This window comes from Kribbella jejuensis (genome assembly GCF_006715085.1).
GTDB lineage: Bacteria > Actinomycetota > Actinomycetes > Propionibacteriales > Kribbellaceae > Kribbella > Kribbella jejuensis.
The window spans coordinates 581,156-600,448 of the sequence record NZ_VFMM01000003.1 but is presented as its reverse complement, the minus strand read 5'-3'; the positions used below and the strand labels follow the sequence as shown (position 1 = coordinate 600,448).

The following is a 19,293-nucleotide window of genomic DNA, read 5'->3' as shown; positions in this document are numbered from 1 at the left end:
AGCGTTCCGTCGTACCTGATCGAAAGGAGCGGACATGTCCACGCTGTCGGATCGGCCGAACACGGGCCTGCTCGTGGTCGACGTGCAGAACGGTGTCGTGAGCGAGGCGCACGAGCGCGACCGCGTCGTCGCGAACATCGGCACGCTCGTCGGCAAGGCACGCGCCGGGGGAGTACCGGTCGTCTGGGTTCTGCACTCCAGCGAGAATCTCCAGAAGGACAGCGACAACTGGCAGCTCGTACCGGAACTGTCCCGCGACGGCTCGGAGGCGGTCGTCCACAAGACGTACGCCGACTCGTTCGAGGCGACCGATCTGGAGGACGTGCTCGCCCGCGCCGGCATCGGCCACCTGGTCGTCAGCGGCGCCCAGACCGACGAATGCATCCGCTCGACGATCCACGGCGCGATGGTTCGTGGGTACGACGTGACGCTCGTCGGCGACGCGCACACCACCGAAGACCTCTCGGAGTGGGGCGCACCCACTCCGGACAAGGTCATCGCCCACACCAACCTCTACTGGGAGAACCACCGCGCGCCAGGTCGGACCGCCGCCGTCAAGAACACCGACGAGGTGAGCTTCTGACGGGCGGCCCTTTGTACGCAGACGTAGGTGGTGCCGCAGAGCAGACGGCTGGGGCAAGCCGGGCGCCCGTGTGCGGCTAGGCGGCGCCTAGCAGGCTGCGGAGCGCGGCCGCGCCGGATTCGGCCAGCCAGTCGTCCAGGGTGCGCAGTCCTGGGTGGATCACGCGCAGCGCTTCGATGTCGGCATGCCAGCGCTGTCCGGCAATCCACCGCTGCCGCGTCTCGGCGATCTCCGCGTTGAGCGCGGCGGCCTCCTCGTGCGTGAGCTGCTCGTACCGCAGTGGGACTCCGGTCGCCGCAGCGATCGCCGTGACCGCTTCCACCGGCGTCAGCTCGTCACCGGCCAACTCCAGGGTGCGGCCGGCGAACCGCTCCGGCTGCTCGAACGCCAACGCCGCGAACTCCGCGATGTCCTCGAGCGCGATGATCTGCACAGGCTCGTCCGGCGGGAACAGATGCCGGTGAACCCCGTCGACGAAACCTTCCAATCCGAGCCCCGGCGCCCCGAGATAGTTCGTCATGAACCGCACCGGCCGCAACACGGTCACCAGCGGAATGTGTTCCCGCAGGTATTCCTCGGTGCGCCGCTTGCCCGGCGCGGCGAATGCATCTCCGCTCGTCGACGCGACGCCCGTGAACACCACCTGCCGGACTCCGACAGCCGCCGCGGCATCCGCCAGGGCACGACCACGCGCGAACTCGAGCTCCGGATTGCTCCCGGACGGCCCATAGGCACTCGGTGGTACGGCGAACAACGCGCTCGTTCCCTCGAGCGCCGGCGCCAAGCTCGCGGGCTCGTCGAAGTCCGCGACAGCCAGATCGGCACCGGCGTCCGCGAGCGCTGCGGCGGCGGGCGATGCCGTGTCCCGTACTACTGCGCGCACTTGCCTCCCGCCGGCCAGGAGCCGACGCGCTGTCGCGCCGCCCTGCTTGCCCGTTGCGCCAGTGACGGCTACAGGGCTGTTCGATTCGGTGGTCATGTCGTCCTCTCGTTCACGAATATCTGGAATACTTCAACCCGGTTGAGGGGCCGACACAAGGGATTTCGTGACATGACGACAGCGACCAGCGGCGGCGATCGCGCCGACGCGCGCCGGAACCGCGCCAAGATGCTCGCTGCCGCCGGCGAGGCCTTCGACGAGCAGGGACTCGACGTCCCGCTCGGCGAGATCGCGCGCCGGGCAGGCGTCGGTGCCGGCACGGTCTACCGGCACTTTCCGACCAAGCAGGGCCTCCAGGAAGCGGTATTCGTCCAGCACCTCGACGAACTGGTTGCTTCAGGCGAGCAACGGATGGCGCGATTCGCCCCGACACCGGCGTTCTTCGGGTTCTTGCTGGACGTGGTGGAGAAGTCGGATCGCCGCGGGCGCCTCTGCGACGTTGTCACCGAGGACGCCAGCTGGCCGCGTCCGCTGCTCCGCGCGTCCGTCAGGCGATTCCGCCAAGTCGTGGGCGCACTGCTGCACGCGGCTCAGCGAGCCGGAGGCGTCCGGACCGACGTCAGCCCGGACGACGTCGTGTCACTGACCGCCGGTTGCGCTTCGATGCTCGCGACCCGCCGCGACCCAGCAGCGGGCCTCCGGCTCGTCCAACTGGTCCTGGACGGCTTGCGATCCGGTGTCACGGAACAATCGGCGTTCCGTGACAACCCCACCGGCTTCTGCGCCGACTGCGGCGCCCCACTCCCACTCCGAACCACCGGCCGCCCAGCCCGCTACTGCGGCCCCACCTGCCGCCAACGCGCCCACCGCCGCCGCCTCACAGCCTGATCTCCTCCAACCCACGAACCCGCGGCACGCCGCCCCGCGGATGCCTGTCGTACCGATCAACCAGCACGGCATATATCCCAGCCGCCTGCGCGCCGCGGACGTCGTTCTCGAGCGAGTCGCCGACCATCATCGCCCCGGCCGGAACCGCACCGACACGTTCGAGCGCGTACGCGAACGCCCGCGGATCGGGTTTGGTCGCGGGCAGGTCGTCGCCGGTGATCAGCTCGTCGATCTCCGCGGTCAGCCCCATCCGATCGAGCTTGTACCGCTGGTGCGCGGTATTGCCGTTCGTCAGTACAACAGCCCGCAGCCCGGCGGCGCGGACAGACCGCAACGCCGGTACGGCGTCGTCGTACACGGCCCAGCCCGCCTCGTACCGCCGTACATAACCCTCGAACATGGCATCCGCCTCGGCATCGCTCACTTCGACGCCTAGGAACTCGCGCACCCGCAGGCGCCGCTGCTCGGCGAAGGTCAGTTCCCGCCGCTGGTACCGCCGGTAGTACTTGTCCGATACAGCCGCCCAGTCCGCGGCAACCCCGCCCCGACTACGCCGTACTCCGCCGCCCACACGACAACCGCAGCAGCCGCGGCCGACTCGTGGTCAACCAACGTCCCGTCGAGATCGACCAGCACGGTCGTCAGCACTCGAACCCCTTCCGCTGGGCCACACCCTTGCAGAGCATCGGGTCGTGTCACCGCCGACCCGTGCCTTCAGGCCAACGGTGACTCAACGCCGCAGCCGTCAGTCCGTCAGCGAGTTCAATGCGTCCAGGTCGTCGGGGGAGAGGGCGAGGTCGGCGGCCGCGAGGTTCTGCTGAAGGTGGTGCTCGCTCGACGTGCCCGGGATCGCCAGTACGTGCGGACCGCGGCTCAGCGTCCACGCCAACCGGACCTGCGCCTCGGTCGCCCCGTGCCGCTTCGCGATCTCCTGTACGACGCCCGATGCCGGGACGCCGCCGGCCTCGCGCGACTCGGCGGTCACCGCGAAGAACGGTACGAACGCGATGCCGAGCTGGCCGCACAGCTCCAGGATTTCGTCGTTCACGCGGCCGAAGCCGACGCTGTACCGGTTCTGCACCGCGACCACCGGCGCGATCTCGCGCGCCTCGTGCAAATGCGCGACCTTCACATTCGAGATGCCGAGCTGCCGGATCATGCCTTTCGTCTGCAGTTCGGCGAGCACGCCGAAGTGCTCCGCGATCGACTCCAGCCGCATCTGTCGCAGGTACACGAGGTCGAGCGAGTCCACCCCGAGCGCCTTCAGATCGGCCTCGACCAACCCGCGCAGCTCGTCCGGTCGTGCCAGACCGTGGCGCGTCGGACCGACCTTGGTCGCGATCACGAGTTCCTCCGGGTACGGCGAGAGCGCCCGGCGGATCACGTCGTTCGCCCAGTCCAGGCTCTCGAACGCGGTCTCACCGCTCCGCCCGTGGCTCGGGTAGAACGCGGCGGTGTCGATGTGGTTCACGCCGAGCTCGACCACCCGCCGTACCAGCGTGACCGCTCGCTCCTGCACGTCCGGCCCGTCGGCCACCGCGGAACCCGCGAGCCGCTTCGCCCCGAACCCGATCCGCCGCACCCGGTCGGTGCCGAGCTGCCAGAATTCGCCGGACTTGCTTTCGGTAATTTCCGATGATAGGTTTAATGGTGAAGAGACATTTCCCTGTGAATTCTGCATTCGGTCAGGATAAATCCTCCGGGGAATTTCGTCCAGCATTCTCCGGCTCTTTTCTGGGTTAGTCTCGGAGCTGTGGGACTTTCTGAGCGGCAGCAGCAGCTGCTGGACGAGTGGTTGCCGTCCGCGACGATCGTGCGCGACCACAGCTGGGGCATCATCGGCACCTGCGTGCTCGAGCTCGAGCACGCAGGCGCCCACTACATCGCGAAGGCCGCCGACGCCGAGGACCACCACCTCGCCCGCGAACTACGGGCCCACCGCAACTGGTTGCGCCCGTGGACGACGATCGGCCGCGCCGCCGAACTGATCCACGCCGACGACGACGCGAAGCTGCTCCTCACCCGGTATCTGCCCGGCGAACTGGTCGAAGGTACGCCGTACGAGTGGATGCCGGAGACCTATCACCAGGCCGGTGAGCTGCTCGCGGCGCTCCACGAGCAGTCCGCCGTACCGGACGACACGTACGAGGACCGCGAGAACGAGCGGATCCGGCGCTACCTGCGGATGCCGCACCGCATCGCCCCCGATGTCGTGGAGCAGGTCCGTACGACGATCGCGCACTGGCCGACTCCGCCCGCGCTGGTCGTCCCCACCCACGGCGACTGGCAACCCCGCAACTGGCTGATCGACCACGGCGTCGTCCGCGTGATCGACTTCGGCCGCGCGGACCTGCGCCCCGCGTACACCGACCTGGCCCGCCTCGCCGCCCAGCAGTTCCAACGCGACCCAGCCCTGGAGCCCGCCCTCCTGGCTGGCTACGGCTCCGACCCACGCGAACCCGAAGCCTGGCAACGCACCCGCCTACGCGAAGCAGTCAGCACCGCCGTCTGGGCGTACCAAGTCGGCGAAGAACCCTTCGAACAACAAGGTCACCGCATGCTGGCCGCCGCCCTCGCCGACAACTCCACCGGATAGATGCCGATCTCCTCGAGCTGGTCGGCACCAGCCCAGCACAGCTCAAAGTGGTTGGTCGAGCAATGCGCAGCAGCCTCATCACCGGAGAGCTCGGGCACACCGCTCACGTCTTTGATCCGGAAGTAGTACGCCGGCCGCCCGTTGTGCGTACCTGTCCACAGGAGCCGGTCGATCGCCCCGGTCAGCGTTGTCTCCTCTTCGAGCTCCCGCAGCGCGGCGGCCGCGGCCGATTCGCCCGGCTCCACATGCCCGCCGGGAAGTACGGCGTACCGATGCCCGCCACACTGCGGTCCGGGCGTACCGCCGTACTCGCACATAACGCACTCCGCGGACGTCTTACTCCGGAGGTAGCGCTTGATGACCAGGACCTTGCGGGACTCGATGACGACCGCGGCGGCGCGTGGGATCTTCATGCAATCGGAGTCTGGCGGGCGCCACCGACAAATTGGGTCGCCGAAGTGGGGGCTTCGTGGTGGGGTTCGAGGAGGCGCGGTTGATCGGGAGAGGAAGCAGTTCATGCCGAGTGCACAGATTGAGGTACGCCGGGAGTACTCCGCGGCGGACGAGGCCGGGCTCATCGAGGCGGTTCACGCGGCGCTGGTGAGCGCGTTCAAGATCCCGCCGCAGGACAAGGACGTTCGGCTGGTGGTGCATGAACCGCACCGTTTCGCCTGTTCACCGCGCTTGACGCAACCGGAGTACTTCACGCTCGTCACGATCGACTGCTTCGCCGGCCGCTCCGTCGACGCGAAGCGCAACCTCTACACCGAGATCGTCACCAACCTCAAAGCCTTCAACATCCCGCCCGACCACACCACCATCCTCGTCCGCGACCACCCCACCACCAACTGGGGCATCCGCGCCGGCCAAGCCGCCTCAGACCTCGACCTCGGCTTCACCATCAACGTCTGACCTGGTGTCTTCGTGTTGACGGTGCAGTTCCACCCGAACTGGCCGCACGCGGGGCGGACTGTGATCGAGTCGATGGTGGTGGACGGGGTTTACAAGTCGCAGTTCTCGACAGGGATCTCCAACGGGGGACTCGGGGGAGACCGGTGGGTGTGGGAGAGTCGGCTCTTCTCCGGGCGGTACGACGAGCAGCCGGCGGCGGCGCGGCCGGTGTACGGGGTGTGGAATCGGCACGGGGACGTGTACGGCGGCGCGATTCGTTTCGGGTCGTCGTACCTGCGGTTGACAGCGGACGTGATCGACCGTACGACCTTCTGCTTCCCGGACTCCGCCGTCGGCCCGGCGCACTTCGGCGACCAGACCGCACTGCCGCAGCTGTGCAAACTGGCCGACGCGACACCGGCGGACGACCTCGACCACTACATCGAGGCGCACATCCACGGCCCGGTCCGCTTCGACACCGACGTCGACGCGCTCGTACTCGACCCGTCCTTCGCCGGCACCCCGATCGAAACCGCGGCGCGCGAACTCGGCTGCCCGATCGAGTACCACCCCGGTTTCCGCGCCGAGCCGGCCGACTTCGACCCGGCGTACCGGGGCGTCGAGACCGTTGAGCTCGCCCACCAGTTCGGCCCGGTACTGACGCCGTACCGCCTCGGTGGAGCGACGTGTCCACCACAAGCGGTCAAGTACGTCTGGCACTGCCTGGCTCGCTACGGTCGTCGATGACTCAGCACAGCTGCGCCCGCCGGCGAGTCAGGTAGGCGACCTCCGCGGTGTTCCCCGCGAGCTCGATCGCCGCGTCGTACGCCGCCCGCGACTCCTCGCTCCGCCCTTGGCGGCGGAGCAGATCCGCGCGGGTCGCGTGGAACAGGTGGTACGCCGACAGCTTGTCGCCCAGCCCGTCGACGATCGCCAGCGCGACGTCCGGTCCGTCCAGCTCCGCAACCGCGATCGCGCGGTTCAGAGCGACGATGGGCGAGCGGTCGATCCGCGCGAGCTGGTCGTACAGCGCGACGACCTGCGACCAGTCCGTGTCGCGGATGTCGCGCGCCGAGGTGTGTACGGCGTTGATCGCGGCAAGGATCTGGTAACGCCCGGGCGGGACCCGGGTCGCGAGCCGCTCCCGGACGAGATCGTGGCCCTCGGCAATCATCGCGGTGTCCCAAGCGCCGCGGTCCTGCTCGTCGAGGGCAACCAGCTCGCCGGTCTGCGAGACGCGGGCGGTCCGGCGGGCCTCGGTGAGCAGCATCAACGCCAGCAGCCCCGCGACCTCGCCGTCCTCCGGCAGCAGCGCGCGGATCAGCCGCGTGAGCCGGATCGCCTCCGCGGTCAGATCCTGGCGGACCGGGTCGGTGTCCGGACCGGTCGCCAGGTACCCCTCGTTGAACACCAGGAACAGCACCGCGAGTACGCCGGACATCCGGCTCGGCAGGTCCTCCGCGGCCGGCACCCGGTACGGGATCCGCGCCGCCTTGATCTTCGCCTTCGCGCGGGTGATCCGCTGGCCCATCGCGGTCTCCTGGACGAGGAACGCGCGGGCGATCTCCGGTACGGTCAGCCCGCCGACCAGGCGGAGCGTGAGCGCGACGCGGGTCTCCATCGCCAGCGCGGGGTGGCAGCATGTGAAGATCAGCCGCAGCCGCTCGTCGTCGATCACGCCGAGAGGCTCGGGCGGTTCGTCGTACGACATCTGAGCCTCCTTCTGTTTGTCGTCACGCTTGTTCTCGCGGCGGATCCGGTCGATCGCCTTGCGGTTCGCGGTGGTGGTCAGCCAGGCGCCGGGGTTCGGCGGTACGCCGTCGGCCGGCCAGCGCTCGACCGCGGCCGCGAACGCCTCCGCGGCCGATTCCTCGGCGATGTCGAGGTCGCCGAACCGCTTCGCCAAGGACGCGACCACCCGCGCCCACTCGTTGCGATGGGCCTGGGTGATCGCTTCCTCGACATCGCTCACAGGAACGGCCGCACCTCGAGCCGCCGGTTGCACGCCTTCGACGCCCCGGCCGCGAGCTTCAGCGCGACGTCCAGATCGTCGGCCTCGAACACCCAGAACCCGGCCATGTACTCCTTCGTCTCCACGAACGGCCCGTCGGTGAAAATCGGCTCGCCGCCGCGCCCGTCGATCACGGTCGCGTCGCTGGGCGAACTCAATCCGCCCGCGAACACCCAGTGCCCGTCGGCCACCAACTGCTTGTTGAACGCGGTGATTGCCGCCATCTCGTCGTCCGTAGCGGACCCGGTCTTGTCATCGATCACCGAAATCAGATACTGCATCCCCATCTCCCTCCAGTAACCCCGTACACCCCTCCAACGAACCGGAACCGCCCACTACGACACCGCCCCTACATTCTTTGCCGGCCAGTTAGTCGAGGGCTTGGTAGACGGTGGTCCAGAAGTCTCGGGGGAGGGGGAGCCGGGAGTCGCCCGCGTGGGCCCGTTGCTGGATCAGGATCCCGACGAGGTCTTCGGCCGGATCGTTGTACCAGGCGGTGCCGTAGAAGCCGGACCAGCCGTAACTGCCGGCTGATGGGCCCAGCGTGGTGCGGCGGGTGACCAGTCCGAGTCCGAGGCCCCAGCTGGTGTTCTCGAAGTAGCCGGGCCAGAAGCCGGAGATCTCGCGCTGCTTCGGCGTCAGCTGGTCGCTTGTCATCAGTGAGACCGAGGCGCGGGACAGGACTCCCGCGCCGCCCGCCATCAGCGCCGACGCGAACGTTAGGTAGTCGTCGGCCGTCGACACGAGTCCGCCACTGCCGGCTTCGAGCGTCTTCGGTTTGCTCCAGTACTCCTCGTCGGACAGTACGACGGCCTCACCGGTCGGCGCATTGTCCTGGTGGTACGCCGCCGCGAACCGGTCCAGGCTCGCCGGATCCACGCTGAAGCCGGTTCCCTTCATCCCGAGCGGCTCGAGGATCCGCTCCCGCAACGCCGCACCGAACGATTTCCCCGCAGCCCGCTGGATCAGTACGCCGGCCACGTCGGCACCGGTGTCGTACAGCCACCGTTCGCCCGGCTGATGAACCAGCGGAAGCTGCCCCAGCCCGGCCACCCACTCGTCCAACGTCGGTCCGCCGAGCGTGTCCATCGCGGCCGAAATCGGAGAATTCTCGGGCGCCATGCCGGTCCCGAGCGTAAATGTCAGCACGTCCCGTACGGTGATCGGCCGCGCCGCCGCGACCGTGTCCTCCAACGGACCGGCCGGATCCGCGAGCACCCTCATGTTCGCCAGCTCCGGTACGAACTCGTCGATCGGATCGTCGAGCCGCAACGTACAGTCCTCGATCAGCGTCATCACGCACGCCGCAACCAGGGGCTTCGTCATCGAGGCCATCCGGACAACGGTGTCGGTCGCCATTGGACGCTCCGCCCCGGCCCCCTCGAACGCGTGCCGCCCGGTCGCCTCGACGTACACCTCACCCCGCCGCGCGAGGACCGTCAGCACCCCCGGCACAACACCCGACGCGACGTACCGCTCCTGCAACTCCCGCAACCGCGCCAGCCGCCGCGACGAGAACCCGCCACCCGCCATCACCATCTCCGTTCAGTGGGCCACACCACTGCAACGAACCTAACCACGCCCATCCGACAATTCGTACGTCGCGGGCGGCCGGGCGCGGTCACTCAGCATGCCAGGCGCGCCACAAGCGGCCGTAGACTCCGTCGGCTCGGACCAGTTCGTCATGGGTGCCGAGTTCGACGAGTTGGCCGGCTTCCATGACGGCGATTCGGTCCGCGTCGTGTGCGGTTTGCAGGCGGTGGGCGATGGCGATCACCGTGCGGCCTCGCAGTACGCCGGCCAGCGACTGCTCGGTACGACGGGCCGTCTTCGGGTCGAGGAGGGCGGTCGCCTCGTCGAGGATCAGTGTGTGCGGGTTCGCGAGGACGACGCGCGCCAGCGACAGCTGCTGAGCGGAGGCGTCGTCGAGGTCGTCGCCGATCTGGCGGTCCAGCTCGTTCCAGCCGTCGGCCCCCACATCGGCTCCGACTGCGGTGAGTGCGGCGTACAGCTCGGCGTCCGAAGCGTCCGGTTTCGCGATCAGCAGGTTGTCGCGGATTGTGTCGTGGAAGACGTGATGATCCTGGGTGATCAGTACGACGTGTTCGCGGAGCTGCTCCGGCGGGAGCTCGGCCACCGGCGTACCGCCGATCGTCACCGACCCGGTGTGCGGCCGGTCGAGACCCGCGAGGAGCCGTGCGAGCGTCGACTTTCCGGCGCCGGACGTACCGACGATCGCGAGGCGTTCGCCGGGTTGTACCTGCAGGTCGATCCCACGAAGTACGTCGCGAGCGCCGGTGTAGCTGTAGTGCGCGTTCGTCACCTGGATCCGGTCGCCGATGGTGCGGGTCGGCGCGGCCGCGTGGTTCTCGGCCGGCAGATCGGCTAGGCCTTCGACGCGGGCGTATGACGCGCCGGCGCCTTGCAGCTGTTCGATCCACAGCATCAACGTGTCGAGCGGTCCGACCAGTTGGCGGAGGTACACGGTTGCCGTCACCACGACGCCGAGGCTGACGAGTTCGTTGAAATACAGCGCGCCGCCGACCAGCAGCACGCCGACCACCGGCAGCGCGAGCGAGATATCGGCCCACGGGAACAAAACGGTCCGCAGCCACAACGCGTCGAGCCGCGCGGACCGGGCGCGGGTGATCGCGTTCTCGGTGACCTCCTGCCGCCGGCGCTCGAGGCCGAGCAGCTCGATCGTCCGCGCGCCTTTCTCCGTACCGGCTACCGCGTCAGCCAGCTCGGCGCCGGTCGCGGCGACGGCGAGGTACGCCGGGCGCGCGCGCCGCACGTACCACCGGACGGCTGCCGCGACACCGATCAGGCAGACAATTCCGCACAGGCCGAGGCGCGGATCGAGTACGAGGACCGCGACAATGAGGAACAGCGCGTGGACGATCGCGACCAGAACCTCGGGTACGGCAGACCGCAGCGTGGAGGCGACGAGCGAGGCGTCGGTGCTGCCGCGGGCGATCAGGTCGCCGGCCGGGAGATGGTCAGCGGAACGAGGAGGCAGCGCGAGCGTCCGGTTGAGAAAGCGTTCGCGCACGCGCGCCGCCGTACGTTCGCCGAAGCGGTAGCCGATCTTCAGCGCCCACCACGACAGCACGGTCTGGACGACGGTGAAGACGAGTGCGCCGAACGCGAGACGGTCGACCGCGCCGAGCACGTTGCCGTCGCCGGCGCGGATCGTGTCGATGATGCGGCCGAGGAGCCAGGGTGCGACCAGGCCCGCGGCGGCGGCCAGGCCGTTGACGAGGATGATTCCGGCGACGGCTCTCCGATCGGCTCCGAGGTCGCGGATTGCGGCGGCGCGGACCTCGGCGGGGGTCGCGACTGGCAGCTGGCCGTTCATTCGTCGTCCTGGGCGCGCGAGACCAGGTCGCGGTAGTAGGGATCGCTGCGCAGCAAGGTCGCGTGGGTGCTTGCCGCCGACAACTTTCCGTTCACCAGGACGATGACCTCGTCGGCGCGGTCGAGTACGAGTGGAGAAGTCGTGGTGATCACGGTCGTGGTGTTGGAGCGGGCTTCGCGGATGCGGTCGATGACGGCTGCTTCGGTGTTGGCGTCGAGCGCTGAGGTGGGGTCGATCGCAAGCAGTACGTCGGGTTCGGCGTAGACCGCGCGGGCGAGGCGGATCCGTTGGCGCTGGCCGCCGGACAGATCGGTCCCGCCGGCGGCGATCGCGGTGTCGAGGCCGTCGGGGAGTGCCTCGACGATGTCATCCGCGACGGCGACGTTGAGCGCCGTACGGATCTTGTCGTCCTCCGCTTGCAGCCGTCCCGCAACGACGTCGCGCAGTGTGCCGGCGAAGATCTCGGCATCGTTGTCGGCGACAACCAACCGATGCCGGAACTGCTCGCGGTCGAGTTCTTCGATGGGGATATCGGCCCAGGTCACGCTGTTGGTGTTGAGGTTGCCGAGGCGCTCGATCACGGCGATCGCCTCCGTGGGTTTCGCGGCGACGAGCGCGGTGAGGAGGCCCGGGCGGATGATCACGCCGGATTCGGGATCGATCAGCGGGCCGTCCTGAGTCGGCGTACGACCGTTGGTGCCGGGTGCGACCGGCAGGTTCAGGAGATCGATGATGCGCTGCCCGGCGACGCGCGCGCGGGCGAGGTCGCCGCCGCCCTCGATCAGCGACGCGACCGGGACGACCAGTACGGCGACGTACCCGTAGACCGCGACGACGTCGCCGATCGTGATCGCGTGCGTGGCGGCCATCCGGGCGGATAACCACACGACCGCGGCGAGGAACAGCGCAGGCAAGCCGGTCGACAATGCACCGACCCAACTGGACGGGCCGGCGACGCGGTAGCCGTGGGCGATCAGGTTCTGCGACTCGCGTCCGTACCTCTCGGCAACGTACCTCTTCCCGCCGAGGCCGTTCAGGACGCGCAGGCCGGCGAGTACGTCGACGAGGCGCGTCGTCAGCGTGCCCTGGTGAGTGCGGTACGTGCCGCCGGTGCGCTCGATGCGTTGCAGGAACGGGCCGACGGCGATGGCGAGCAGCGGTACGCCGGCCAGAACGACGGCGGCGAGTAGGGGAGAGATGGTGAAGAGGACGACCGCGACCACGGCGTACGCGACGACCGCGCCGATGCCCGGACCGGTGACGGTGAGGGCCATCGCGACTGTGTAGACGTCGGAGATGCCGACCGTGACGACTTCGCCTGCGGTCATGCGTCTGCTGAGCGATGCGCCGAGGCGAGACGTGTGCCAGACGGTCGCGCGGACGGAGCGGAACGCGGCGTCCATGCGGATCTTCGTCATCGTGCGGTGCCGGGCGATGCCGATGAGTGCGTTGAGGACGGTGACGGCTAGGAGGATCAGGGCCCATTCGATCAGGGCGGGCGTGTTGCGTGCGACGAGTCCTTGGTCGACCGCGCGGGAGAGTACCCAGGGCGGGATCGTGAGGCCGACCATCCAGCAGATCCCGAGTGTCGCGCCGAGGGCGACGCGGCGCGACTGCGAGCGCGTCAGCCAGAGCAGGAGGCGGTACGGGCTCGCGAGATCCCTATCTGTTGGCGGGATCCAGCGCTCCGGCATCCTGTCCAACCGCTCTCGCAGACGCCCCATGGCGCAGATCCTGCCAGCTCGTGATCCCATTCACAAAGCTTCAGGTGAAGAGGGTCCGATTCTGGCGGACCCAGGCGATTTCCTCGTCCTCGCGTTCGAGGGCTCCGTCGTGGACCCAAGTCCGTTGTGGCTCCTGTCCTTCGTGTGCGAGCCGGCGTACCAGGTCGCGGGTGGCCTCCATCCGGCCGGTGACCACGCCGACAACGTCGAATTTCGGCAGATCGCCGTACGCGTCGAGGAACACCTTGATGCGATGTCGTCGATCGGGCACTTCCGGGAAATGATGCCAGCGCAGGGCGAGCTCGTCGGAACGGAGTGGCACGAACCAGTGCAACGCGTACGCAATGTCGTCGAGGCGCGGGCCGCGGTAAAGATAGTCCCAATCGATCAGGCCGACCGCGCTGTTGTCTTTCCAGACGAAATTCCACGGGCCGGGATCGCCGTGGCAATAGACGAGATCGTCGGCGGGGGAGTTCCAGGCTTGACTCTCGTCGTGAATCCTCCGGAGCAAACGTGCCGCAGACGCCAGACCTTCATCCGTGTGCTGATGACGCCAAGCATCGCCACCGCTGTCACCGGGAATGAACCGTAGCATCTCCACACCGTCGCCGAACCCGAGCGGCTCGGGCACACATTCCAGCCCACGCCCACGCAGAAACCGCAAAAACCCCTGCACAGTCTCCGCGTTGGAACCCGCCGGCCGTGTCACAACGCCATCAACAATCCGCACCGGCCTCGCTTGCGCATTGGCCACCTCAGCGCGCGCCACCGCCTCAAAGTCCACACCAACACCTTTCCACGAGTTCCGCTTGCTAGCGTGACGTGTTGTGACTGAATCTTCGGAGGTCGTGCGCGAGAACCGAACCTACTGGGAACAGCTAGCTCCACATCGCCCGGGGGAGCCGCTCGAGTTCTTCCGCGAGGGCGGCAGCGCGCTGACCGAACCCGAACTGGCAGCCATCGGGGACGTCCGCGGCCGCCGCGTGCTCCACCTGGCATGCTCGGTAGGCGACGAGTCCCTGACCTTCGCCCAACGCGGCGCAATAGTGACCGCCGTCGACCTCGCCCCGTCCCACCTGACCACGGGCCGCGTCAAGGCGGAGGCCCTCGGCCTACCGGTCGAATTCATCGAGCAGGACATGATGACTCTCGACCCGGCCATCACCGGATTCGACATCATCTACATTTCCTGGGGCGGTTTATGCTGGGTCCCAGATATTACACAATGGACCCAAATAGTCGCCGAACGCTTGAACCCCGGGGGAGTACTGGTAATCAGCGAACACCATCCCCTATGGGAAGTACTCACCGTCCGCGGCCCGAATTCCCTGTCCATCAGCAGCGATTATTTCGGCACCCACCGCGACGGCTACACCGACCCCTCCAAGGCCCCACAAGTAACGCAGCGCATCGGCACACCAACCGTCCCACACCGCAGCTACATCTGGAGCCTAGCCGCCGTCGCCACAGCCACCCTCAACGCAGGCCTCACCCTCCAATCCCTCCAAGAATTCCCCGAACCAGATTTGTACGACGGCCTGGGGGAGCAGGCATCCCACCTCCCTGCCACCTACCTACTCACAGCATCCCGCCCATAGCCATCCACAGACCGCCACGCCCACCTGACCCACAGCCTTCACCCATCCATCGGCCCAGAGACACACCACAGCCAACCATCGCCGCGACCAACGCACCGAGCATCCGGGCCATCGCCGACGCCAGCAGCTGACGACAGCGAAACTGTCCGTCGTTCAGTCGCACGACGTACGCCATGCCTCGACCTTCAACCAAGCACTCGACTGCCAGCCAGCACCGGCTCAGTACATGAAGTCTCCACGAACGGCCACAGCCGCCTGCCATGGGCGCGAGCCATTCACCAGGGGACAGCAGGCCCGACCCCATCAACCACCGCCAGAAGCCGACTAGTTGACATAATGTCCATTATCGGCACTTAAATCACGGGAGTTGCATCGAGCGGCACGCCCTCGACTCTGCCGCTGCCTACGCCCGCTACTTCGCCGTAGTCCGTGACACCTGATCGCGGGCGCACTCTTGCCGAATCCGGGAAGTTGCTCAGTGTAACTGACCTGGCCTATCCCGCCGTACCTGAGGTCGTCGGCGGAACGAAGACGCAGAACTCATTTCCTTCTGGGTCAGCGAGAACGACCCAACGGAAGCCGTGTTCAGTGAGTTCGTTGGAGAGCGGCCGGGCGCCAAGCTGCTCGAGTCTCTCTACCTCGGCCGGCAAGTCTTCCACCCGGAGGTCGAGGTGCATTCGATTCTTGCCCTGCTTGACTTCCGGAACCCTGGCTCTGACGGCGTTCTGTGACGTCAGATCTCCGTGAATTGCGACGGCACCTGCTGGTTGGGCCGGAAGTTGTCAGCGAATTTTGCCGTCACAGGTGGGGCTGCGGTGGGGAGGATCGTTGTGCGCAGTGAGGGGGCGCAGCCGATGCCGCCAGGTCAGTCGAAGGTGGAGCCTGTATGCCGCTCTGCGCCGTGACTCGTGGGCGGTCTGTCGAACAGGGCTTTGGAGCGCAAGTATGGCGTGGGGCTGGCGCACCGTTCGGCAGGCGCTGAGTTCGGCGTGGCCGCCGCCATCGTCGACCGGCTCACCTTTGGCGGCAACCTCATCGAAACCGGCACCGAGTCCTACCGGCTCACGCACGAGCCCACCTGACAAAGGCAGCTTCGAAACCCGTCGCTGCCAAAGACCGGACCGGCTCGCCGACGCCGATTGGTCCGCCAGGATGACCGATGTCGACCACTGGGCCCCTGACATCGCCGCCGTGGGCTCATGATCGCACCTTGCGGCGAGGTCAGGCCGAACATGCTGCGGCGGCTCCGCCGCGCCCCGAACTGGGTGTCGGCGCCGCTGGCCTGCGGGCTCGAGCAGCCCTTCCTTTGGCCAGCAGGATCGCTGCGGTGCCGGAGCCCGATGTCCAACCTCGAGCAGGTGATTGACGACCCTAGGCGGCATACCAAACGTGCTTGCTTCAGGGACCTGAGAGCCCAGTCGCCACGAACACATCCTTGCGACCCGTGCACGAAACAACGTTCGTTCTGGCCAGGTCTACCATGCCTCCGCCGACGTAGACCTCGTCGCCCAGCTTGCCGGCCGTGTGGCCGGCTGCATCGATCAGGGCGATTTCATTGTCGCGGGTGGCGACAGTCCAGCCTGGTGGCCAAGCGACGTCGACCAGCGTTATCCCGTTATTGACTGTCAGGCAGTTGGTCGACGTATCGATCTCCAAGGTACCCGTCAGTTGTGCAAGCATTTGCAGGAGGGGAAGTCCCCGCTGAAGGGACAGACCTGGCATGGCCGGGCGCGGTTTGCCTCTGCGAGGCTTCGCACCATTCGCGGGATTCCCCGTCTCGTCAACCATCAATCCCCCAAACTGGGTGGGTACCGCCCGGTGTAGATGCGCGGCGACGGTTCGAGTACCGGCCGACAAGGAAGCCGGGCGCGGTACCACCCGCGCGGACCCCTTGGTCTTGCGGGTCGTTTGTCAACGACAGGTAATGCTACCCGCGGAGGCAGCTATGCAGATAGATGCAGAGACAGTACTGCTGATGTCGTTAAGTCCCACGAACACGTCTCCCTCGTATCCGGGGGCACTGCTGTGGCCCGACAGTTGACCCCACGCCCATACGTCGCCCGGGTAGGGGTCGTTTGGGCCCATGGTAGTCAACCATGGCCCTCCCGAGTCACCCATCTGCGCGAAAGAACCATCCGTCACAACGACGGGGATACCGTTGAAAATTTTCCCTGGTGTGCGTTATGTGCGCCGTGTGAAGTCCGCTTCGTGACCCGCTGAACGCAACCAACTGGCCTACTGCATAAGAAGTTTTAATGCCCCGGACGGCCCGCGAAACGTCGGTATCCACAGGTCCCACCCAGACAGCAGCGTAGTAGGCATACGGGTTGCTGTTGTCCTGGATCAGCATGGTGTCGACCGCTGGAAATCTGTCGAGGATCTCTCCGTAGACCTGCTTGTTGTGGTACCAGATGTCCGTTCCTTGGTAGCAGTGGTTGGCGGTGCTGCCGAGATACCTGCCAGTCGACCAGAGCTTCCAGTTGAACCCCGAGGTGCAGATCGAATTGTTGTAAATGGCGGTGATGGCCCTAGGGTGCAGCCAGTCACCGCCATACCATGGTTCGTGGTCGGTGAGCCGACCAAGGGGCTCTACGAGAGGCACGCCCGGCTTCGGTGTAAAGAGTTGGAGCCGAACCCTGTCGTCGTGCAACGCGCTCACACGCTCGGTCCAGGCCGAGTTTTCACCGGCGTCATTCCGGGCAAGGATGATCACTCGGTTTTGGTCGTCATCCCAGCCGCCGCTCGCTTGAGTTAGGCCAGGAGCCCATTTTTGCTGGTTTTGGCCTAAGAGCAGCCTGTCGGCGAGGGCTAGCATGCGGACCGACACGGACAACCCGGCCTGCGTTCGCGATCCCGCCATCCAGCTGCCGCTCAGCCATAATGCAAGTCTGACAGCCAGAGTGCGGCCGCCAGTCCTGTCGTCCTCCGATCGCGCCTGCATGTGGGGACGCATACCCGGCTCGTTCACGCCGCAACGCGGGCGCCCGCTCTCCTGCTACTCCCGGCTTACCAACTCCCGTGCTGACGCCGTTTGTGCACGTCAAGGCAATGCAACGACATCGGCTGTCGGCGTCGGCTCCTAGCATCACCGCATGACCAACAAAAGGGTCCTCGGCGACGATGACTGTGACTCGCGGCGGGTGCCGGAGCCTGCCTTGTCGACCTTGCTGGCACAGGCGCTGATCGCGTACCGGATCGAGCTGGACAACGAGTTCGAAGCACAACTGGCACGGTCGCGATTCCCCGGGTTCAAGCTGCCTGTCGTGTTCTGGCCGCTGCTGCGCCACGTCGACGACCCGGGTACGACGGTCGCCGCGCTGCTCGAGCGGACGGGCTGGACCGAGAAAGAGCTGTTCCCGATGATCGGCGGCGTCGAGCGGTGGGGGTACGTCGAGGTACGGCTGCAGACCGATGCACCGATCCGGCGACCGTCGAGGGACGGATACGGCAGCAGTCGCCGGCTGCGCGGTACCTCGGTGCTCAGCCCGAAGGCTGTCTGTCGCCGCGCCAAGGAACTCTGGCCGCCGATCATCGCGGCGACGGACGATCGGTGGACGGAACGCTTCGGCCAGGACGCGATGGGTGAGCTCCGAAGTTTGCTGGAGGTAGTGACGGGCATGGCCGCGGACGGTTCGATCGCTGATCCGCTCGCGGCCGCACTACAGGCCTTCGCGCGGGAGGTCGAGAACGATTCGCCACTGCCGATGGCGATCGCCGCGAATTTCTTGCCGGCGCTCGGTGCCCACCCAGTCCGGGTCCGGGAGCTGCCCGGGCGGACCGGTCTGACGGGCCGACCGGTGGTCCCGGCGCTGGGAGTGCTGGAACGGTCGGGAATGATCACCCTACGTCCGGCCGAGACGAGCCGTGGCAGGGTCGCCGTACTGACCCCGGCAGGGCTACGGGAGCGTGACGCCTACATCGAGCGGGTGACACAGGTCGAACGGACCTGGCGTACCCGGCATGGCGCAGCCGTGATCGAATCCCTGCGCGGCACCCTCGAGGCGATGGGGTCCCGGTTCGCCGACGGCCTGCAACCGCCGGAGGGATGCTGGCGGGCAAGCCGCGAGTACGCGGCGCAGACCAGAGCGATCCTCGATGACCCGCGCTCAGCCCTGCCCCGGCATCCCGTCGGCCCGTGGCTCACAACCAGCTGACCATCGGTCGGCGCGAATGGCGCTCCGCCAGGTGCCGAAACATCTGGCGAGCATGCCAGAGAGACACTCCAACTCCCGGTTGATCAACTCCCGTTCCTGCCAGCCTGGGACGACGTCACCTCGACCGACGTCGTCACCATCCGCTTGTGAAAGACTGAATTTGCTCTCTCTCTCCCCCTCGGACGGGCCCGTACGCCAACTCGCTGTCACGTCCGGCAATGACCTCACCGCATCGCACCCGAACGGCGGCTACTCCCCCGGCCGGCACATTCACGGTCCCAGCCTGCGGCGAAGGCTCAAGGCGGTCTTCAGCACGCGCGCAGCGCGGCTCGGCACGTTGCACGAGCTGACCAAGGTCGGCCCGCTGCCGATCATCGGCTGTGCGCTTGGCTACCACCCGTCGACCATCGAGCACCACGCCATCGGCTCCATTACCAATACATCGCAGCCAGGCATCAGATGGCCTGATCGCCCGGACGCCCTGTGTGCACGCAGAACGCTCGATCGTGCCGACGTGCGGTCGCTTCGATAAGCCGTAGAAGGATCTCGGCCTGCTCGCGACAATGGCCCACGTTGTTGTTGGCCGAAAAGGCAGATCCGGCAAGGAGCG

21 protein-coding genes are annotated in these 19,293 nt (G+C 67.2%); 8 read left to right on the top strand and 13 right to left on the bottom strand.

Annotated features, from left to right (window positions below):
* Positions 1–34 precede the first annotated feature (34 nt).
* Positions 35–583: an isochorismatase family protein gene (locus FB475_RS30555; protein WP_141860805.1), complete on the top strand. Its 549-nt coding sequence runs from the start codon at positions 35–37 to the stop codon at positions 581–583.
* Between the two features lie 76 nt (positions 584–659).
* Here FB475_RS30555 and FB475_RS30550 read toward each other — a convergent pair whose 3' ends face one another.
* Positions 660–1,562 carry an NmrA family NAD(P)-binding protein gene (locus FB475_RS30550; RefSeq protein WP_141860803.1) on the bottom strand — a complete coding sequence of 301 codons (903 nt, stop codon included), beginning with the start codon at positions 1,560–1,562 and terminating at the stop codon, positions 660–662.
* A 72-nt stretch (positions 1,563–1,634) separates the two neighbouring features.
* Between FB475_RS30550 and FB475_RS30545 the strand changes: the two genes are divergently transcribed.
* Positions 1,635–2,351, top strand: coding sequence for a TetR/AcrR family transcriptional regulator (locus FB475_RS30545; protein WP_141860801.1), 717 nt, complete (start codon positions 1,635–1,637; stop codon positions 2,349–2,351).
* Here the strand turns inward: FB475_RS30545 and FB475_RS30540 are convergent.
* Positions 2,341–2,922 carry an HAD family hydrolase gene (locus FB475_RS30540; RefSeq protein ID WP_202878613.1) on the bottom strand — a complete coding sequence of 194 codons (582 nt, stop codon included), beginning with the start codon at positions 2,920–2,922 and terminating at the stop codon, positions 2,341–2,343. The two genes, FB475_RS30545 and FB475_RS30540, sit on opposite strands and share 11 nt — an antisense overlap.
* A gap of 174 nt (positions 2,923–3,096) precedes the next feature.
* Positions 3,097–3,933, bottom strand: a complete 837-nt coding sequence (locus FB475_RS30535) for an aldo/keto reductase (protein WP_238332537.1) — start codon at positions 3,931–3,933, stop codon at positions 3,097–3,099.
* A 171-nt stretch (positions 3,934–4,104) separates the two neighbouring features.
* Here FB475_RS30535 and FB475_RS30530 point away from each other — a divergent pair, with 171 nt between their 5' ends.
* Complete coding sequence (locus FB475_RS30530; protein WP_141860797.1) at positions 4,105–4,947, top strand: aminoglycoside phosphotransferase family protein; 843 nt, start codon at positions 4,105–4,107, stop codon at positions 4,945–4,947.
* Here the strand turns inward: FB475_RS30530 and FB475_RS30525 are convergent.
* The gene (locus FB475_RS30525) at positions 4,902–5,360 is read right to left on the bottom strand and encodes an NUDIX domain-containing protein (RefSeq protein ID WP_141860795.1); all 459 of its coding nucleotides are present in this window, start codon (positions 5,358–5,360) and stop codon (positions 4,902–4,904) included. The two genes, FB475_RS30530 and FB475_RS30525, sit on opposite strands and share 46 nt — an antisense overlap.
* 103 nt (positions 5,361–5,463) lie before the next feature.
* On the opposite strand from FB475_RS30525, the gene FB475_RS30520 reads away from it, so the two are divergent.
* Both FB475_RS30520 and FB475_RS30515 read left to right on the top strand, forming a co-directional pair.
* Entirely contained in the window at positions 5,464–5,859 is a 396-nt protein-coding gene (locus FB475_RS30520; protein ID WP_141860793.1) for a tautomerase family protein, read from the top strand.
* Between the two features lie 12 nt (positions 5,860–5,871).
* On the top strand, positions 5,872–6,585 hold the full coding sequence (locus FB475_RS30515; protein WP_238332536.1) for a DUF3626 domain-containing protein: 714 nt from the start codon (positions 5,872–5,874) through the stop codon (positions 6,583–6,585).
* Position 6,586: 1 nt separating this feature from the next.
* Here the strand turns inward: FB475_RS30515 and FB475_RS30510 are convergent, their stop codons facing one another.
* From FB475_RS30510 to FB475_RS30485, 6 genes are all read right to left on the bottom strand, one after another.
* Positions 6,587–7,810: an RNA polymerase sigma factor gene (locus FB475_RS30510; RefSeq protein WP_141860791.1), complete on the bottom strand. Its 1,224-nt coding sequence runs from the start codon at positions 7,808–7,810 to the stop codon at positions 6,587–6,589.
* Complete coding sequence (locus FB475_RS30505) at positions 7,807–8,130, bottom strand: YciI family protein (RefSeq protein WP_141860789.1); 324 nt, start codon at positions 8,128–8,130, stop codon at positions 7,807–7,809. The genes FB475_RS30510 and FB475_RS30505 overlap by 4 nt, the downstream gene beginning before the upstream one ends.
* Positions 8,131–8,218: 88 nt before the next feature.
* Positions 8,219–9,382 carry a serine hydrolase domain-containing protein gene (locus tag FB475_RS30500; protein WP_141860788.1) on the bottom strand — a complete coding sequence of 388 codons (1,164 nt, stop codon included), beginning with the start codon at positions 9,380–9,382 and terminating at the stop codon, positions 8,219–8,221.
* 88 nt (positions 9,383–9,470) lie between these two features.
* Entirely contained in the window at positions 9,471–11,207 is a 1,737-nt protein-coding gene (locus tag FB475_RS30495; protein WP_141860787.1) for an ABC transporter ATP-binding protein, read from the bottom strand.
* Positions 11,204–12,931, bottom strand: a complete 1,728-nt coding sequence (locus FB475_RS30490; protein ID WP_202878612.1) for an ABC transporter ATP-binding protein — start codon at positions 12,929–12,931, stop codon at positions 11,204–11,206. Before FB475_RS30490 ends, FB475_RS30495 begins: the two co-directional genes overlap by 4 nt.
* A gap of 40 nt (positions 12,932–12,971) precedes the next feature.
* Positions 12,972–13,715: a phosphotransferase gene (locus FB475_RS30485; RefSeq protein ID WP_202878611.1), complete on the bottom strand. Its 744-nt coding sequence runs from the start codon at positions 13,713–13,715 to the stop codon at positions 12,972–12,974.
* Between the two features lie 43 nt (positions 13,716–13,758).
* Here FB475_RS30485 and FB475_RS30480 point away from each other — a divergent pair, with 43 nt between their 5' ends.
* A complete protein-coding gene (locus FB475_RS30480) occupies positions 13,759–14,529 on the top strand; it encodes a class I SAM-dependent methyltransferase (protein WP_141860786.1) in 771 nt (256 codons plus the stop codon).
* 494 nt (positions 14,530–15,023) lie between these two features.
* On the opposite strand, the gene FB475_RS37000 is transcribed toward FB475_RS30480, so the two are convergent.
* Entirely contained in the window at positions 15,024–15,266 is a 243-nt protein-coding gene (locus FB475_RS37000; RefSeq protein ID WP_272952119.1) for a VOC family protein, read from the bottom strand.
* 195 nt (positions 15,267–15,461) lie between these two features.
* On the opposite strand from FB475_RS37000, the gene FB475_RS37290 reads away from it, so the two are divergent.
* A complete protein-coding gene (locus FB475_RS37290; RefSeq protein WP_202878610.1) occupies positions 15,462–15,611 on the top strand; it encodes a hypothetical protein in 150 nt (49 codons plus the stop codon).
* A 316-nt stretch (positions 15,612–15,927) separates the two neighbouring features.
* Here FB475_RS37290 and FB475_RS30470 read toward each other — a convergent pair whose 3' ends face one another.
* Both FB475_RS30470 and FB475_RS30465 read right to left on the bottom strand, forming a co-directional pair.
* Positions 15,928–16,209, bottom strand: a complete 282-nt coding sequence (locus tag FB475_RS30470; RefSeq protein ID WP_141860785.1) for a hypothetical protein — start codon at positions 16,207–16,209, stop codon at positions 15,928–15,930.
* Between the two features lie 430 nt (positions 16,210–16,639).
* On the bottom strand, positions 16,640–17,482 hold the full coding sequence (locus FB475_RS30465) for a chymotrypsin family serine protease (protein WP_141860784.1): 843 nt from the start codon (positions 17,480–17,482) through the stop codon (positions 16,640–16,642).
* Positions 17,483–17,621: 139 nt separating this feature from the next.
* Between FB475_RS30465 and FB475_RS30460 the strand changes: the two genes are divergently transcribed.
* A complete protein-coding gene (locus tag FB475_RS30460; protein WP_141860783.1) occupies positions 17,622–18,683 on the top strand; it encodes a hypothetical protein in 1,062 nt (353 codons plus the stop codon).
* Positions 18,684–19,293: the final 610 nt, after the last annotated feature.

Bases quoted from the DNA above. Each gene is read 5' to 3' on its own strand.
- FB475_RS30505 (WP_141860789.1), bottom strand. From the start codon at position 8,130: ATGCAGTATCTGATTTCGGTGATCGATGACAAGACCGGGTCCGCTACG.
- FB475_RS30520 (WP_141860793.1), top strand. From the start codon at position 5,464: ATGCCGAGTGCACAGATTGAGGTACGCCGGGAGTACTCCGCGGCGGAC.
- FB475_RS30555 (WP_141860805.1), top strand. From the start codon at position 35: ATGTCCACGCTGTCGGATCGGCCGAACACGGGCCTGCTCGTGGTCGAC.
- FB475_RS30460 (WP_141860783.1), top strand. From the start codon at position 17,622: ATGACCAACAAAAGGGTCCTCGGCGACGATGACTGTGACTCGCGGCGG.
- FB475_RS30465 (WP_141860784.1), bottom strand. From the start codon at position 17,482: ATGCGTCCCCACATGCAGGCGCGATCGGAGGACGACAGGACTGGCGGC.
- FB475_RS30545 (WP_141860801.1), top strand. From the start codon at position 1,635: ATGACGACAGCGACCAGCGGCGGCGATCGCGCCGACGCGCGCCGGAAC.
- FB475_RS30495 (WP_141860787.1), bottom strand. From the start codon at position 11,207: ATGAACGGCCAGCTGCCAGTCGCGACCCCCGCCGAGGTCCGCGCCGCC.
- FB475_RS30550 (WP_141860803.1), bottom strand. From the start codon at position 1,562: ATGACCACCGAATCGAACAGCCCTGTAGCCGTCACTGGCGCAACGGGC.
- FB475_RS30490 (WP_202878612.1), bottom strand. From the start codon at position 12,931: ATGGGGCGTCTGCGAGAGCGGTTGGACAGGATGCCGGAGCGCTGGATC.
- FB475_RS30470 (WP_141860785.1), bottom strand. From the start codon at position 16,209: ATGCTTGCACAACTGACGGGTACCTTGGAGATCGATACGTCGACCAAC.
- FB475_RS30500 (WP_141860788.1), bottom strand. From the start codon at position 9,382: ATGGCGGGTGGCGGGTTCTCGTCGCGGCGGCTGGCGCGGTTGCGGGAG.
- FB475_RS30525 (WP_141860795.1), bottom strand. From the start codon at position 5,360: ATGAAGATCCCACGCGCCGCCGCGGTCGTCATCGAGTCCCGCAAGGTC.